Raw genomic sequence first — 14,707 nt, forward strand, 5'->3', positions numbered from 1 at the left:
TGTGACCTGGATCTCAGTCTCGCAGCCGCCACTGACAACTCAGCGGAAGGTGTTGCACCGGGCCATGTCGCCCGTCCTGTAGCCCTCGTAGAACCACTGCTGCCGCTGCGCCGCCGAGCCGTGCGTCCAGTTCTCCGGCGTCACCCGGCCCTGGAACCGCTCCTGGATCCGGTCGTCGCCCACGGCCGCCGCCGCGTCCAGGCCGTCCCGGATGTCCTCGTCGGTGAGCCGGGTGAGCAGCGGCCGGCCCGTCTTCTCGTCGGGGGCGGCCGTCGCGTGCCGCGCCCAGACCCCGGCGTAGCAGTCGGCCTGGAGCTCGACCCGCACGGCGTTGGAGTTCGCCCCCGTCCGCCCGTCCTGGGCGCGGCTCAGGGTCCCCATCAGGTTCTGGATGTGATGCCCGTACTCGTGCGCCACCACGTACGCCTGGGCGAAGGGCCCGCCCGTCGAGCCGAACTCGGTCCGCAGCTCGTCGAAGAAGCCGAGGTCCAGATAGACCTGGCGGTCGCCGGGGCAGTAGAAGGGCCCCACCGCCGAGGTCGCCGCGCCGCACGCGGTGCCGACCCGGTCGGTGAACATGACGGTGGCGGCGCTCCCGTACGTCCCGCCCCGGCGCGGGTACTCGCTGCGCCAGTAGTCCTGGACGCTGTTGACGACGGCGACGATCCGGCAGTCCTGGCGCGTGTTGGCGTCCGAGCCCTTCTTGCAGCTCTGGTTCACCTGGGCCGCCGACGAGGAGCTCGCGACCGGCGCGTCACCGCCGGAGGAGAGCCCGAGCTGGTCGGGACCCACCCCGAAGAGCACGCCGAGGACCAGCGCGATGAGGCCGATGACGCCGCCGCCGACGGTCGCCCTGCCGCCCGGGATGCGGCTGCCGCGGACGTCCCGTACCTCCGAGGTGTCCAGGTCGGCGTCGTCGTCGAACTGCACGGTCCACCACCCTCCGCGTCGCTGTCGCGGCGGTGGCCGCCGCCCTGCGCCGAGTATCGAATGATCTAGACCGCCCCGCCCCTTTTGCGGCGCATCAGCGCGAATGTGAGAAAGATCCTGCTTCGTCCCTCATCCCTCGCATGGCCGAAAACCAGTTGCAGACGCCCGTTAGACTGGCCGCATGGCCACTCTCCTTTGGGTGCATTAGCGGCGTCGAAGCCCGCCACCAGTCGTCCTTCCGCCGTTTCCCACCGCCCTGGAGTCTGTCCGTGATCACCGCTTCCGGCATCGAGCTGCGCGCCGGCGCCCGAGTCCTCATCGAGTCCGCTTCCTTCCGCGTCGCCAAGGGCGACCGCATCGGCCTCGTCGGCCGCAACGGAGCGGGCAAGACCACGCTCACCAAGTGCCTCGCCGGCGAGGGCCAGCCCGCCGCCGGCTCCATCGCCCGCTCCGGCGAGGTCGGCTACCTCCCGCAGGACCCGCGCACCGGTGACCTCGACGTCCTGGCCCGCGACCGCATCCTCTCCGCCCGCGGCCTCGACGTCCTCATCAAGAAGATGCGGATGAACGAGGAGCGCATCGCCACCGGCTCCGGCGCCACCCGCGACAAGGCGCTGCGGCAGTACGAGCGCCAGGAGACCGAGTTCCTGACCAAGGGCGGGTACGCGGCCGAGGCCGAGGCCTCCACCATCGCCGCCGCCCTCGGCCTGCCCGACCGGGTCATGGGCCAGCCGCTGCACACCCTCTCCGGCGGTCAGCGCCGCCGCGTCGAGCTCGCCCGGATCCTCTTCTCCGACGCCGACACCCTGCTCCTCGACGAGCCCACCAACCACCTCGACGCCGACTCCATCGTCTGGCTGCGCGACTACCTGAAGACCTACCGCGGCGGCTTCATCGTCATCTCCCACGACGTCGACCTCGTCGAGACCGTGGTCAACAAGGTCTTCTACCTGGACGCCAACCGCTCCACGATCGACGTCTACAACATGGGCTGGAAGCTCTACCAGCAGCAGCGCGAGGCCGACGAGAAGCGCCGCAAGCGCGAGCGTCAGAACGCCGAGAAGAAGGCCGCCGCGCTCAACTCGCAGGCCGACAAGATGCGTGCCAAGGCCACCAAGACCGTCGCCGCGCAGAACATGGCCAAGCGCGCCGAGCGCCTGCTCTCCGGCCTGGAGGCCGTCCGCGCCTCCGACAAGGTCGCCAAGCTCCGCTTCCCCGAGCCGGCGCCCTGCGGCAAGACCCCGCTGACCGCCGAGGGCCTCTCCAAGTCGTACGGCTCGCTCGAGATCTTCACCGATGTGAGCCTCGCGATCGACAAGGGCTCGCGCGTCGTCATCCTCGGCCTCAACGGCGCGGGCAAGACGACCCTGCTGCGCCTCCTCGGCGGCGTCGAGCAGCCCGACACCGGCGAGGTCACCCCGGGCCACGGCCTCAAGCTCGGCTACTACGCCCAGGAGCACGAGACCCTCGACCCCGAGCGGACCGTCCTGGAGAACATGCGCTCGGCCGCGCCCGACCTCGACCTCGTCGACGTCCGCAAGACGCTCGGCTCCTTCCTCTTCTCCGGCGACGACGTCGACAAGCCGGCCGGCGTCCTCTCCGGCGGCGAGAAGACCCGGCTCGCGCTCGCGACCCTCGTCGTCTCCTCGGCGAACGTGCTGCTCCTCGACGAGCCCACCAACAACCTGGACCCGGCCAGCCGCGAGGAGATCCTCGGCGCGCTGCGCACGTACAAGGGCGCCGTCGTCCTCGTCACCCACGACGAGGGCGCCGTGGAGGCGCTCGACCCGGAGCGGATCATCCTGCTCCCGGACGGCGTCGAGGACCTGTACGGCGCGGACTACGCGGACCTGGTCGCCCTCGCCTGACCCTCCGAGCGGTGCTCCGGGGCTCCTCGGAGCACCGGATGATCATCTCGGGCTGGATCATTCGGCTCATGGGTGATCCTTCATCTGAGTGAGGATGTCTCGTACCTCCCGGCGCGGTGCTCTGCCGAATCCTTCCGGCAGACCCGCGCCGTACGTGTGTTCCCGTAGCCGCGCTGACCTGGCACTTCCCGCATCATGCGGTGCGGAGGCGCCCTGCCGGTCGTGCGGAATGCCGGCTTCCGTTCGTGATGACGGCGTACTCGTCCACAAACCCGACGGGACGGACCTTGTCGAATGGGTGGCCAGGACGGACGGGAGGGGTGATCATGAGAAGTCCAGAGCGCACTTCCCATGAGGAGGCACGGGTGGCCGAGACTCTGAAGAAGGGCAGCCGGGTGACCGGCGCCGCGCGCGACAAGCTCGCGGCAGACCTGAAGAAGAAGTACGACTCCGGTGCGAGCATCCGGGCGCTGGCCGAGGAAACCGGCCGCTCCTACGGATTCGTCCACCGGATGCTGAGCGAGTCCGGAGTCACGCTGCGTGGACGCGGCGGAGCGACACGGGGCAAGAAGGCGGCCTCGGCCTGACATCGGGGCGGCTCGACCGGCCCACCGGGACCTCCCGGTGGGCACCCGGTCGGCCCTGCGGTCGGCCGGGTGGTTACTGTGCAGTCACTTAGCATCTCGAATGCAGTGCTGCACCGGAACCGGAGGCGCCCCCATGACTACGCTCGACGACTCTGAGCTCGTATTCGACAAGGACGGTGTACGGCTCACCGTCGAGGACGCCGTTGCCACGGTGACCCTGACCAATCCGGCGAAGCGCAACGCCCAGTCTCCCGCTCTGTGGCGGGCGTTGACGGAAGCCGGCCGGTCGTTGCCCGGCAGCGTGCGGGTCGTCGTTCTGCGCGGCGAGGGCAAGTCCTTCTCCGCCGGACTCGACCGGCAGGCGTTCACGCCCGAGGGCTTCGACGGCGAGCCGTCCTTCCTGGAGATGGCGCGCGGGTCCGACGCGGACCTCGACGCGCTCATCGCCGAGTACCAGGAGGCGTTCACCTGGTGGCGCCGCAGCGACCTCGTGTCGATCGCGGCCGTCCAGGGCCACGCCATCGGCGCGGGCTTCCAGCTCGCCCTCGCCTGCGACCTGCGGGTCGTCGCCGAGGACGTGCAGTTCGCCATGCGCGAGACCAGCCTGGGCCTCGTCCCGGACCTGACCGGGACGCACCCGCTCGTCTCGCTCGTCGGCTACGCCCGCGCGCTGGAGATCTGCGCCACCGGCCGCTTCGTGTACGCGGAGGAGGCCGAGCGCATCGGTCTCGCCAACCTGTCCGTACCCGCCGAGGAGCTCGACGCGGCGGTACGGGACCTCGGCGCCGCCCTGCTCGCGGCGCCGCGCGACGCGGTCAACGAGACCAAGGCGCTGCTCCAGGGCGCCTCCGGCCGCTCCTACGAGGAGCAGCGCACCGCCGAACGCGCCGCCCAGGCCCGCCGCCTGCGCGACCTGGCGGGCCTCGGCGACTGACGCGCGCGGCGCGCGGGTGGGTGACCGTTCCGGGTGACCGGCCGGCGCGTCCGACGGGCCTGTGCGCGCGGATCGCCTGCGCGTCCGTGCGCCGGGTCGCCGGCTGCCGCGCCCTGCGGCGCACGCGCGCGTTCAGCGCAGTTCCGACACCAGTACCGTGACCGCGGTCGCCTCCTCGGCGGCCGCGGTCGCGGCGCTTCGGGCGGCGCGGGCCACGTCCAGCGGGCGGTGCCCGGCCGTCACGGCCAGTTCCACCCGCACCCCGTCCGGGCCCCGGCGCACCGGCGGTCCCCAGGCGTCCGTCACGCCCGCCACGCCCTCGACCCGCAGGACCGCCAGGGCCACCGGGTCGTCCGTCGCCGGAGCGGGCCGCCCCGGCGGGGGAGCGGCCGGTCCGGCCGCCGCCGGCTCCGCGTCGAGCAGCTCCGTCACCCGCAGGTCCACCGCCGTCACCCGCAGCCCGAGACCGTCCCGCCCCGCCCCGAGCAGCGCCGCCCGCAGCTCCTCCGCCAGCTCCGGCAGCGGACGGCCCGCCACCGCCCCGAAGTCCACGGTGATGCGCAGGTCCCCGGGCTCCGCCTGGTCGTCGGGCCCGACCCGGAGCTCGCCCGGCACCACCCCCCGTACCGCCGCGGCGGCCGGGACGAGGATCCCGCGCGCCGCGCGCTCGGTGATCCACGCGCCGTCCCCGGCCGCCCCGAGCGGCAGCAGCCTGCCCGGCGCGAGGCGCTCCCGTACCGCCGCCGTCCAACCCTCAGCCGTCGTCATTCCCCCAGCCTGCCGCATCCCCGGAGCGGATTGGGGCAAGCGCCCTTAATGTGGGCGAGTAACCCCGAAACATGACAGAAGGGGCTCACTCTTATGACGGACACCACTCACTCCGGAGACCCCGCGGCGGACGAGCCGCGCCGTACCTCCGTGACCAAGCGGGGCGGCGGCGCCGCGGCGACCCGGGGCCGGACGACGATCGCCGACGGTGTCGTGGAGAAGATCGCCGGTCTCGCCGCGCGTGACGTCGTCGGCGTCCACGCCATGGGCAGCGGCCTCTCCCGGACCTTCGGCGCCGTCCGCGACCGGGTCCCCGGTGGAGGCGGCGCCAAGGCGAGCGTCACCCGAGGGGTCAAGGCCGAGGTCGGCGAGGTGCAGACCGCGCTCGACCTGGAGATCGTCGTCGACTACGGCGTGTCCATCGCCGATGTCGCCGGAGACGTCAGGGAGAACGTCATCGCCGCCGTGGAGCGGATGACCGGCCTCGAGGTCGTCGAGGTCAACATCGCGGTCAGCGACGTGAAGCTGCCCGAGGAAGAGGAAGAGGAGTCGGAGCCCCGGCTCCAGTAGTCGTCGCAGCCCCCGGCGACAGGTGCCGGGGGCCAGGGAAAGGGGCTCGGAATGAGTATGGCGGTGGTCGGCCTGGTGGCCGGCATGGCTCTCGGCTTCGCCGGATACTTCGGCGGCTTCGGAGCGTTTCTGCTGGTCGCGGCCCTCGGGGCGATCGGCTTCGTGGCGGGCCGTTTCCTCGACGGCGACCTCGAGGCCGGCGATCTGTTCCGGGGACGCGAGCGCGGCGACCGGCGGCGGTGACCGGAGGTGGTGACGGATCTGGCGGACGGCGCGGTACGGGACGGGGTGCGGGACCGGGGGGCGACCACGGTCGCCGACCGCGTCGTCGCGAAGATCGCCGCTCAGGCGGCCAGGGAGGCCCTCGACGCCCTCCCCGAAGGGGGGTCGAAGCCGCACGCCTCCGTCGTCGTCCACCGGGAGATCGCCCGCGTCTCGGTGAGCCTCGACCTCGACTACCCGTCCGACGTCGGCCGCCAGTGCGGGGCCGTCCGGAGCCGGGTACGCACGCGCGTGGAGGACCTCGTCGGCCTGGAGGTCCACGAGGTGGACGTCCACGTCGAGCGCCTCCACTCCGCCCACACCCGCCACACCACCCCGAGGGGCCGCCTCGCATGACCACGACCCCGGAACCGGACGCCTCCGCACACCCGGGCTCCGAGCCGGACCCCGACCCCACCGACGCCCCCGCCCCCCGCGTCCGCCGTTTCTGGGCCGTGCGTCGCATCCCCGCCGCCGTCCTCGCGGCCGTCGTGCTCGGGGGGACCGGGCTGCTGCTCTACGACGTCGCCGCCGTGCGGGCCGACCGGCCCGCCATGGCCTGGCGGCGCAAGCTGGCCGACGGGCTCGCGACCCGGCCGCTGGACGACGTGGCGGTCGTCGTCGGCGCGGCCGTCGCCGTCGTGCTCGGTCTCTGGCTCCTGATCCTGGCCGCCACCCCGGGGCTGCGCGGCATCCTCCCGATGCGCCGGGAGCACACCGACGTGCGGGCGGGGCTCGACCGCAAGGCCGCCGCCTTCACTCTGCGGGACCGCGTCATGGAGGTCTCCGGGGTCCAGTCCGTCCGGGTGCGCGTCGGCCGCGCCAAGGTCGCCGTCCGGGCGGTCTCCCACTTCCGGGCCCTCGACGAGGTCCGCGCCGACGTGGAGACGGTGCTCGCCACCGGCGTCGACGAGCTCGGCCTCGCCCACCCGCCCGCGCGGACGGTACGGGTGGCCAGGCCGCCCCGCAAGGAAGGGAAGGCCAAGTGACCGTCGTCCTGCGGCGCGTCAACCGCGCCCTGCTCGGTCTCGCCGGGCTGCTCCTCGTCGTCGTCGGCGGCGCGGTCCTCGCCGCCGCCCTCGACCTGCCCGTACCGTCCTGGTGGCCCTGGTCGGGCCCCGACGACGTGCTGCTCTCCACCTCCGAACGGCAGCACTGGCGCGACGAGAGCTGGTGGTGGCCGGTGGTCATCGCCGTCCTCGGGCTCGTCGTCCTGCTCGCCCTCTGGTGGCTGCTCGCCCAGTTCCGGCGGGCCCGGCTCGCCGAGGTCCTCGTCGACACCGGCGACGGCGAAGCGGCGGTCCTGCGCGGCCGGGCCCTGGAGAGCGTCCTGGAGGCGGACGCCACCGCACAGGACGGCGTCGCCCGCGCCAAGGTCGCCCTCACGGGGCGCCGCGGCGCCCCCCGGACCCGGATCGCGCTGCTCCTGGAGCCGCACGCCTCCCCGGGCGCCGCCCTGACCACCCTCAGCACCCGGGCGCTCGCCGACGCCCGTACGTCGACGGGCCTGCCCGCGCTGCCCACGGAGGCGCGCCTGCGCGCGGTCAAGCACCGCGCCCGCCGGGTCGCCTGAGGACCCGGCGGCGGGTCAGAACTCGGCGCGCGCCCCGCCGTCCACCGGCAGCATCAGACCCGTCAGGTACGAGGCGGCCGGCGACAGCACGAAGGCCGCCGTGCGGCCGAACTCCGCCGGGGTGCCGTACCGGCGCAGCGGGATCGTGAGCTCGTTCGCCGCGCGGGCCGCGTCCGCGTCGCCGGAGAGCGCGTCCAGGGAGCGGACCCGGTCGGTGTCGATGCGGCTCGGCAGCAGGCCGACGACCCGGATCCCGCGCGGGCCCAGGTCGTTGGCGAGGGACTTGGCGAAGCCGGCCAGGCCCGGCCGCAGTCCGTTGGAGATGGTCAGGCCGGGGATCGGCTCGTGGACGGAGCCGGACAGGACGAAGCCGATGACCCCGCCCTCGCCGAGCATCTCGGCGGACGCGCGGGCCAGCCGTACCGCCCCCAGGAAGACCGTGTCGAAGGCGGCCGCCCACTCCTCGTCGGTGTTGTCCGCCGCGAAGCCGGGCGCCGGGCCGCCGACGCTGATCAGGATGCCGTCGAAGCCGCCGAAGCGGGCCCGCGCCTCGGCGATCAGCCGGGCGGGGGTCCCCAGGTCGGTGTTGTCGGCGGCGACGCCGGCCGCGCCCTCGCCCAGCTCGGCCACCGCGTCGGCGACGGTCTTCTCCTCGCGCCCGGTGATCAGCACCTTCGCGCCCTCGGCGAGCAGCGCCTCGGCCGAGGCCCGGCCGAGCCCCCGCGTCGCACCGGTCACCACGTACACACGGTCCTTCAGTCCAAGATCCATGCCCCTATCCTGCCGCGTCCCCGGCGGCGAGGGCGAGAGCGGTCCCCACGAGGCCGATGTGGCTGAACGCCTGCGGGTAGTTCCCCAGCTGGCGTCCCGCCACCGGGTCGTACTCCTCGGCGAGGAGCCCCACGTCGTTGGTGAGGGTGAGGAGCCGCTCGAAGAGCTCGCGCGCCTCCTCGGCGCGGCCGGTCAGCCGCAGCGCGTCCGCCAGCCAGAACGAGCAGACCAGGAAGGTGCCCTCCTGCCCGGGGAGCCCGTCCAGGGCCGTCGAGTCGGGGCTGTAGCGGCGCAGGAAGCCGCCGTGCGTCAGCTCCGCCCGTACGGCGTCCACGGTCCCCACCACCCGCGGGTCGTCCGGCGGCAGGAAGCCGACCTGGGGGATGAGGAGGGTCGCGGCGTCCAGCTCGGTCGAGCCGTACGCCTGGGTGAAGGTGTTCCGCTCGGGGTCGTACGCCCGCTTGCACACCTGGGCGTGGATCTCGTCCCGCATCGCCCGCCAGCGGTCCGCGTTCCCCGGCAGCGAGGGGTCGGCCTCCAGGGTGCGCACCGCCCGGTCGGCGGCGACCCAGGCCATGACCTTCGAGTGGGTGAAGTGGCGGCGCGGCCCGCGGACCTCCCACAGGCCCTCGTCGGGCTCCCGCCAGGTGGACTCGAGGAAGCCGAGCAGGCTCAGCTGGATGTTCCAGGCGTGCCGCTCCGCCGGGATCCCGGCCTCACGCGCGCGGCTGAGGGAGTCCATGACCTCGCCGTACACGTCGAGCTGGAACTGGTCCACCGCGGCGTTCCCGGTGCGTACCGGCGAGGAGTCGGCGTAGCCGCGCAGCCACGGCAGGCTGGTCTCCGGCAGCCGGCGCTCCCCGGCGGGTCCGTACATGATCTGCAGGTCGGCGGGGTCGCCCGCGACCGAGCGCAGCAGCCAGTCCCGCCAGGCGCAGGCCTCCTCCTCGTAGCCGGTGGCGAGCAGCGCGCCGAGGGTGAGGGAGGAGTCGCGCAGCCAGCAGGCGCGGTAGTCCCAGTTCCGCACGCCGCCGAGCTCCTCCGGCAGGGAGGTGGTGGGGGCGGCCATGATCCCGCCGGTGGGGGCGTACGTGAGCGCCTTGAGGGTGATCAGGGAGCGCACGACGGCCGCCCGGTACGGGCCCCGGTAGGTGCAGCGGGCCGTCCACTCCCGCCAGTCCGCGAGGCACTGCTCCAGGGCCTCGAAGGGGTCGACGAGCTCGGGGCGCGGCTCGTGCGAGGGGTGCCAGGTGAGGACGAAGGCGACCTTCTCGCCGGCGGCGACGGTGAAGGCGGACTGGGTGGAGAACTGTTGGCCCCAGGTCTTCACGTGCGGCTCGCTGCGCAGCCAGACCGAGTCGGGACCGGCGATGGCGACCCGGTGGCCGTCGGCCCTGCGCACCCAGGGCACGATCGAGCCGTAGTCGAAGCGGAGCCGCAGCACGGAGGCCATCTCGACGCTGCCGCTGACCCCCTCCACGATCCGCATCAGGTCGGGGGCCCTGTCCCGCTGCGGCATGAAGTCGATGACCTTGACGGTGCCCGTACGGGTCTCCCAGTAGGTCTCCAGGACGAGGGTGTCCTCGGCGTAGCGGCGGGTGGAGCAGGTGGTGGCGCCTTTGGGCGCGATGGTCCAGTGGCCGTTGTTCTCGTCGCCGAGGATGGCGGCGAAGCAGGCGGCGGAGTCGAAGCGGGGCAGACACAGCCAGTCGACCGACCCGTCGCGGCCGATGAGCGCGGCGGTCTGGAGATCGCCGATGAGGGCGTAGTCGTCGATACGTTGCGTCACGCTTTGGGCTGTTCCCGGAAGCGGCGACGGTCAATCAGCGGGCCGGAGCGGCCTCGGACTCCGCCGTGTCCGGCTCGGTGGATCCGGGGACGCCTGAGGCGGTCTGCGCCGCCCGGTCGCGCTTCTCCCGGCGCACCAGGACCACCCAGCCGACGGGCACGCCGGCGGCGAAGAGCCACCACTGCACGGCGTACGCCATGTGGGGGCCGATCGAGTCGTGGTCCGGCTCGGGGATCAGCTCGGGGGTGCCGCCGGCCGGGTCGGGCGCGCTCTGCTCCAGGTAGCCGCCGAGCACCTCGCGGCCGATGAGCTCGGCCTGCTGCCGGCTGCTGATGAGCATGACCTGGCGGTCCGGCAGGCCCTTCAGGTCCTTGATGCCGCTGGCGCCCGTCGTCTCGTCGGCCTTGAGCCGGCCGGTGACGGTGACCTCGCCCTTGGGAGCGGGCGGCACGGGAGGGAAGGCGTGCTGGTCGGCGGCGGCCGGGATCCAGCCGCGGTTGACCAGCACGATCCGGCCGTCGCGGAGGACCAGCGGGGTCAGGACGTGCACGCCCACCTGGTCGTCGGAGGAGGTGCGGCGGCGGACGACCACCTCGTGGGCGGTGTCGAAGGTGCCGGTGGCGGTGACCCGGCGCCAGTAGTCGGCGCGCGGGACGGTGTGACCGGGGGAGGTGAGCTGCTCGACCGGGAGCGGCTTCGTCTTGAGGTTGTCCGCGATCAGGGTGTTCTGGGCGACCCGGCTTTCGTGCCGGTGGAACTGCCAGAAGCCCAGCTCGATCATCGTGGGGATGAGGACGAGGGCGACGAGGGTGAGGATCACCCACTGCCGGGACAACAGGAAGCGGTACACCCCACGACCGTACCTTTCGGGCTGCGGGGTGTACGCACGGGGGGTTCGGGTGGCTCGCGCCACCCGCCCGGGAACGTTTCCTCACACCCTGTCGACGATGCCCACCTTCCCCTCGGCGCGGGCGCAGTGGCCGCCGCAGTACCAGCTGCCCTCGACCTCGACGCCCTGCCCGATGATCTGGACCCGGCAGTGCTCGCAGATGGGCGCCATGCGGTGGATGGCGCAGGAGAAGCAGTCGAAGACGTGCACCGCGCCCTGCGCGTGCACCTCGAAGGACATGCCGTAATCGTTTCCGCAGACCTCACAACGTGCCATGCGCCACAGGGTGGAGCGCCCGCCGGGCGCGCGCAGCGCGGCGCGCCCGCCGGGACCGGGCTGTCACCCGTCTGCCGGGGTCACGTCCCGCAGGAGCTGGGTGTAGGCGGCCTCGTCGACGACCGGGGTGCCGAAGGACCGGGCCTTGAGGGTCTTGGAGGTGACGGAGTCCGGGTCGTTGGTGACCAGGAGGCTGGTCAGCCGGGAGACGCTGGTGGCGACGTGCAGGCCGGCCTCGACGGTGCGGTCCTCCAGGAGCTCGCGGTCGATGGAGGTGTCGCCGGAGAAGGCCACCCGCATGCCCTGCTTGAGCGGTTTGTCCGACTCGTAGCGCCCGGGGTTGGGGTACGGGCACGGCGGCCGCTTCCGCGAGGGGCGCCAGCTGCCCGCCCGGTAGGAGGACTGGTGGCCGATCCGCTGCTGCGCGGGCGTCGAGGCCCACTCGGTGAGCGGCCGGCACTCCAGGAGCGGCAGCCGGACGTTCCGCTCGGCCGCCGCGTGCAGGCTCGGCCGGAACGCCTCGGCGAGCACCCGCGCGTCGTCGAGCGCGTTGTGCGCGCGCTGCTGCACCACACCGAAGTGCGCGGCGAGCGACTCCAGCTTGTGGTTGGGCAGCGGCAGCGACAGCTCCTTGGCGAGCGCGATCGTGCACAGCCGCTGGCGCACCGGCGCCGCGGACTCCGCGCGCGCGTACTCCCGGGCGATCATCTGCCAGTCGAACATCGCGTTGTGCGCGACGAGCACCCGTCCGTCCAGCCGTGCCGCGAACTCCGCCGCGATCTCCGGGAAGAGCGGCGCGCCCTCCAGGACGTCGCTGGTCAGCCCGTGGATCCAGACCGGACCGGGGTCGCGCTCGGGGTTGACGAGGGTGTACCAGTGGTCCTCGACGTTCCCCTGGGCGTCCAGCCGGTAGACGGCAGCCGACACTATCCGGTCGTCACGGGCGAGTCCGGTGGTCTCCACGTCGACCACCGCGTACCCCTGCGGGTAGGCGGCCGGCCACATCGCTGCTGTCGTACGGTCGTCAAGCACGGTTAATGAGAATACGGCCCGCGACCGACACTCCCGTCCTCGGTGCCCCCGGAGGCCCCCGCGAGCAGACCGTCCACCAGAGCCCGTACGGAGTCGGCGAAGAGCCGCTCGGTGTCGATCGGCGCGGCGAGCGCGCGGGCGAGGGGCCCGTCGGCCTCGGCGTCCTCGCCCCGCCACAGCTCCTCCTCGGCGGGGGACTGGGCGGGGGCCCGCTCGCGGTTGCGCTCCACCAGGACGTAGCCGACGACCTGGAACTGCACCGCGCGGACGGCCCGGGCGGCCTCCGCCCCGCGCAGCCCCGCCGCGTGCGCCTCGTGCACCAGGGCCCGCTGGGCCGGCAGGAACATGCGCTCGGTCAGCCCCCGCTCGTGGACCATCGCCACCAGGTGCGGGCGCTCGCGCAGCGCCCGGCGCAGCGCGCGGGCGACCGAGACCATCCGCTCGGCCGGGGTCGCGCCCCGGGGCCGGATGGCGCCGAGGTCGGCGACGGTGCGGGCGGCGAGCGCGTCGAGGAGCGACTCGCGGTTGCCGACGTGCCAGTAGATCGAGGTGACCGCGGTGCCGAGCTCGGCGGCGAGCCGGCGCATCGTGAGCGCGTCCGGGCCGTGCTCCCTCACCAGGGCGGCCGCCGTGTCCAGGACCTCGTCGCGGGTCAGCGCGGAGCGTGCCATCGGTTCCCCCAACTCCTCTGCGTGCAGCCCTCTTTACCCTGCGGGGTGCTCGGTGTAACAGTGTTACAGGCCGATACGTTCCCGAAGGGCGGTACGTCATGGCACGAGTACGGTACGGGGCGCGCAGCGACGCGGAGGCGGCGGCGGCCCGCGAGCGGTCCGCCAAGCTCCCCGACATCTGGTCCACCGGCGTGGTCGCCGTCTGGGAGACCGACCCGGACGTCGTGGCGGCGGTCCTGCCGCCCCCGCTGAAACCCACCGCGCGCCCCCTCGTGCGCGCCAACATCAGCAAGGTCGACCTGCCCGGCTATCCGCTCGGCGCCGGCTCGGTGGCCGTGGCCGCCGCCCACGGCGACCGCGAGGGCTGGTACCCGCTGGTCATGCCGATGACCCACGAGCGGGCCCTGATCGGCGGGCGCGAGGTCTTCGGCGAGCCGAAGAAACTGGGCGAGGTCACGGTCGAGCGCGACGGCCTCGTCGTGCGCGCCGCCCTCGCCCGGCACGGCATCGCCTTCGTGGAGGTGCGCGGGGCGGTCTCCGGACCGCTGCCGCTGCCGGAGCCCGTCGAGAAGACCGACTTCTACTTCAAGTTCCTGCCCGGCGTGGAGGGGACCGGCTTCGACGCGGACCCCGTCCTCGTGCACTGCGTCCGCAACGAGAAGGTGCGGAGGCTGGAGCGGATCACCGGCGACGTCGTGCTGCGCGAGTCCATGTACGACCCGGTCGCCGACCTGCCCGTGCGCCGGCTCGTCGAGATCACGATCGGCGAGAAGACCACCGACCAGAAGGGCACGGTCGCCGAGCGCGTCTCCGCCCGGGACCTGCTGCCCTTCGTCCACCAGCGGTACGACGACCCGCTCCAGATCCTCGACGGACCCCCGGAAGGAAGTGCCTGATGGAGCTGCGCGAGGGGCAGGTCGCCGTCGTCACGGGCGCGGCGAGCGGCATCGGGCTCGCGATGGCCCGCCGCTTCGCCGCCGAGGGCCTCGCCGTCGTCCTCGGGGACGTCGAGCGCGGCGCCCTGGAGGAGGCCGCCGACGAGCTGATGGCGAGCGGGGCGCAGGTCCTCGCCCGGACGGTCGACGTCTCGGACCCCGACGAGGTCCGGGCGTTCGCGGACGCCGCGTACGACACCTTCGGCGCCGTCCACGTCCTCTGCAACAACGCGGGCGTCGGCTCCGGCGCCGAGGGCCGCATGTGGGAGCACGAGCCGAACGACTGGAAGTGGGCCTTCTCCGTCAACGTCTGGGGCGTCTTCCACGGCATCCAGGCCTTCGTCCCGCGCATGCTCGCCGGCGGCGAACCCGGCCACGTCGTGAACACCTCCTCCGGCGACGGCGGCATCGCCCCGCTGCCCACCGCCTCCGTGTACGCGGTCACCAAGGCGGCCGTCGTCACCATGACCGAGTCGCTCTACGCCCATCTGAAGGCCGAGCACGCGCGCGTGGGCGCCTCCGTGCTCTTCCCGGGCCCGCACATGCTCCGCACCGGACTGTGGGAGTCGCACCGCAACCGGCCCGAGCGGTACGCCAAGCAGCGGCCGCGCAGGACCCCGTACCGCAGCCTCGACCAGTACGAGGCCGCGATGAAGGAGGCCGGCCACGAGGTGACCTTCACGCCGGTGGAGGACGTCGCCGAGCACGTCGTCGACGGCATCCGCGCCGACCGCTTCTGGATGCTGCCGGAGAGCGAGCACAGCGACCGGCAGATCACGGCGCGCTCGCGGTCCATGCTCGACCGCGCCAACCCGTCGTACCTGGAGAGCTTCATCCTCGACTGAGGGGCTTC

The 14,707-nt window shown here is 73.3% G+C and carries 18 protein-coding genes; 10 read left to right on the plus strand and 8 right to left on the minus strand.

Annotated elements, in window-relative coordinates:
• Positions 1-39: 39 nt before the first annotated feature.
• Positions 40-930: a neutral zinc metallopeptidase gene (locus tag ACFYX3_RS07695; protein WP_389009315.1), complete on the minus strand. Its 891-nt coding sequence runs from the start codon at positions 928-930 to the stop codon at positions 40-42.
• 269 nt (positions 931-1,199) lie between these two features.
• Between ACFYX3_RS07695 and ACFYX3_RS07700 the strand changes: the two genes are divergently transcribed.
• From ACFYX3_RS07700 to ACFYX3_RS07710, 3 genes are all read left to right on the plus strand, one after another.
• Positions 1,200-2,798 carry an ABC-F family ATP-binding cassette domain-containing protein gene (locus tag ACFYX3_RS07700; protein WP_116161678.1) on the plus strand — a complete coding sequence of 533 codons (1,599 nt, stop codon included), beginning with the start codon at positions 1,200-1,202 and terminating at the stop codon, positions 2,796-2,798.
• Between the two features lie 365 nt (positions 2,799-3,163).
• On the plus strand, positions 3,164-3,385 hold the full coding sequence (locus ACFYX3_RS07705) for a helix-turn-helix domain-containing protein (protein ID WP_006123601.1): 222 nt from the start codon (positions 3,164-3,166) through the stop codon (positions 3,383-3,385).
• 133 nt (positions 3,386-3,518) lie between these two features.
• A complete protein-coding gene (locus ACFYX3_RS07710) occupies positions 3,519-4,319 on the plus strand; it encodes an enoyl-CoA hydratase/isomerase family protein (protein WP_376586254.1) in 801 nt (266 codons plus the stop codon).
• A gap of 132 nt (positions 4,320-4,451) precedes the next feature.
• On the opposite strand, the gene ACFYX3_RS07715 is transcribed toward ACFYX3_RS07710, so the two are convergent.
• The gene (locus ACFYX3_RS07715; RefSeq protein WP_389009320.1) at positions 4,452-5,087 is read right to left on the minus strand and encodes a hypothetical protein; all 636 of its coding nucleotides are present in this window, start codon (positions 5,085-5,087) and stop codon (positions 4,452-4,454) included.
• A gap of 93 nt (positions 5,088-5,180) precedes the next feature.
• Between ACFYX3_RS07715 and ACFYX3_RS07720 the strand changes: the two genes are divergently transcribed.
• From ACFYX3_RS07720 to amaP, 5 genes are read left to right on the plus strand one after another with little or no spacing between them, the layout of a single operon-like run.
• Positions 5,181-5,657, plus strand: coding sequence for an Asp23/Gls24 family envelope stress response protein (locus ACFYX3_RS07720; RefSeq protein WP_382651304.1), 477 nt, complete (start codon positions 5,181-5,183; stop codon positions 5,655-5,657).
• Between the two features lie 51 nt (positions 5,658-5,708).
• Complete coding sequence (locus ACFYX3_RS07725) at positions 5,709-5,900, plus strand: hypothetical protein (RefSeq protein WP_116161682.1); 192 nt, start codon at positions 5,709-5,711, stop codon at positions 5,898-5,900.
• Between the two features lie 6 nt (positions 5,901-5,906).
• A complete protein-coding gene (locus ACFYX3_RS07730; protein WP_376586246.1) occupies positions 5,907-6,275 on the plus strand; it encodes an Asp23/Gls24 family envelope stress response protein in 369 nt (122 codons plus the stop codon).
• Complete coding sequence (locus ACFYX3_RS07735; protein ID WP_389009325.1) at positions 6,272-6,907, plus strand: DUF6286 domain-containing protein; 636 nt, start codon at positions 6,272-6,274, stop codon at positions 6,905-6,907. Before ACFYX3_RS07730 ends, ACFYX3_RS07735 begins: the two co-directional genes overlap by 4 nt.
• Positions 6,904-7,491 (plus strand): alkaline shock response membrane anchor protein AmaP, encoded by a 588-nt coding sequence (gene amaP, locus ACFYX3_RS07740; protein WP_389009328.1) that lies wholly within the window; start codon positions 6,904-6,906, stop codon positions 7,489-7,491. Before ACFYX3_RS07735 ends, amaP begins: the two co-directional genes overlap by 4 nt.
• Positions 7,492-7,506: 15 nt before the next feature.
• Here amaP and ACFYX3_RS07745 read toward each other — a convergent pair whose 3' ends face one another.
• The 6 genes from ACFYX3_RS07745 to ACFYX3_RS07770 all read right to left on the minus strand — a co-directional run bounded on the left by ACFYX3_RS07745 (position 7,507) and on the right by ACFYX3_RS07770 (position 12,919).
• Positions 7,507-8,262: an SDR family oxidoreductase gene (locus tag ACFYX3_RS07745; protein ID WP_389009331.1), complete on the minus strand. Its 756-nt coding sequence runs from the start codon at positions 8,260-8,262 to the stop codon at positions 7,507-7,509.
• 4 nt (positions 8,263-8,266) lie between these two features.
• Positions 8,267-10,051: a glycoside hydrolase family 15 protein gene (locus ACFYX3_RS07750; RefSeq protein ID WP_389009333.1), complete on the minus strand. Its 1,785-nt coding sequence runs from the start codon at positions 10,049-10,051 to the stop codon at positions 8,267-8,269.
• Positions 10,052-10,085: 34 nt separating this feature from the next.
• Complete coding sequence (locus ACFYX3_RS07755; RefSeq protein WP_389009336.1) at positions 10,086-10,901, minus strand: SURF1 family protein; 816 nt, start codon at positions 10,899-10,901, stop codon at positions 10,086-10,088.
• 81 nt (positions 10,902-10,982) lie between these two features.
• Positions 10,983-11,216: a hypothetical protein gene (locus tag ACFYX3_RS07760; RefSeq protein ID WP_078905232.1), complete on the minus strand. Its 234-nt coding sequence runs from the start codon at positions 11,214-11,216 to the stop codon at positions 10,983-10,985.
• Between the two features lie 63 nt (positions 11,217-11,279).
• On the minus strand, positions 11,280-12,221 hold the full coding sequence (locus ACFYX3_RS07765) for a DEDDh family exonuclease (protein ID WP_376586450.1): 942 nt from the start codon (positions 12,219-12,221) through the stop codon (positions 11,280-11,282).
• 29 nt (positions 12,222-12,250) lie between these two features.
• Positions 12,251-12,919, minus strand: a complete 669-nt coding sequence (locus ACFYX3_RS07770; protein WP_389009339.1) for a TetR/AcrR family transcriptional regulator — start codon at positions 12,917-12,919, stop codon at positions 12,251-12,253.
• 98 nt (positions 12,920-13,017) lie between these two features.
• On the opposite strand from ACFYX3_RS07770, the gene ACFYX3_RS07775 reads away from it, so the two are divergent.
• A complete protein-coding gene (locus tag ACFYX3_RS07775) occupies positions 13,018-13,815 on the plus strand; it encodes an acetoacetate decarboxylase family protein (RefSeq protein ID WP_376586225.1) in 798 nt (265 codons plus the stop codon).
• Positions 13,815-14,699: an SDR family NAD(P)-dependent oxidoreductase gene (locus ACFYX3_RS07780; RefSeq protein WP_376586222.1), complete on the plus strand. Its 885-nt coding sequence runs from the start codon at positions 13,815-13,817 to the stop codon at positions 14,697-14,699. Before ACFYX3_RS07775 ends, ACFYX3_RS07780 begins: the two co-directional genes overlap by 1 nt.
• Positions 14,700-14,707: the final 8 nt, after the last annotated feature.

Source organism: Streptomyces sp. NPDC002463 (genome assembly GCF_042889835.1).
Taxonomy (GTDB): Bacteria; Actinomycetota; Actinomycetes; order Streptomycetales; family Streptomycetaceae; genus Streptomyces; species Streptomyces nymphaeiformis.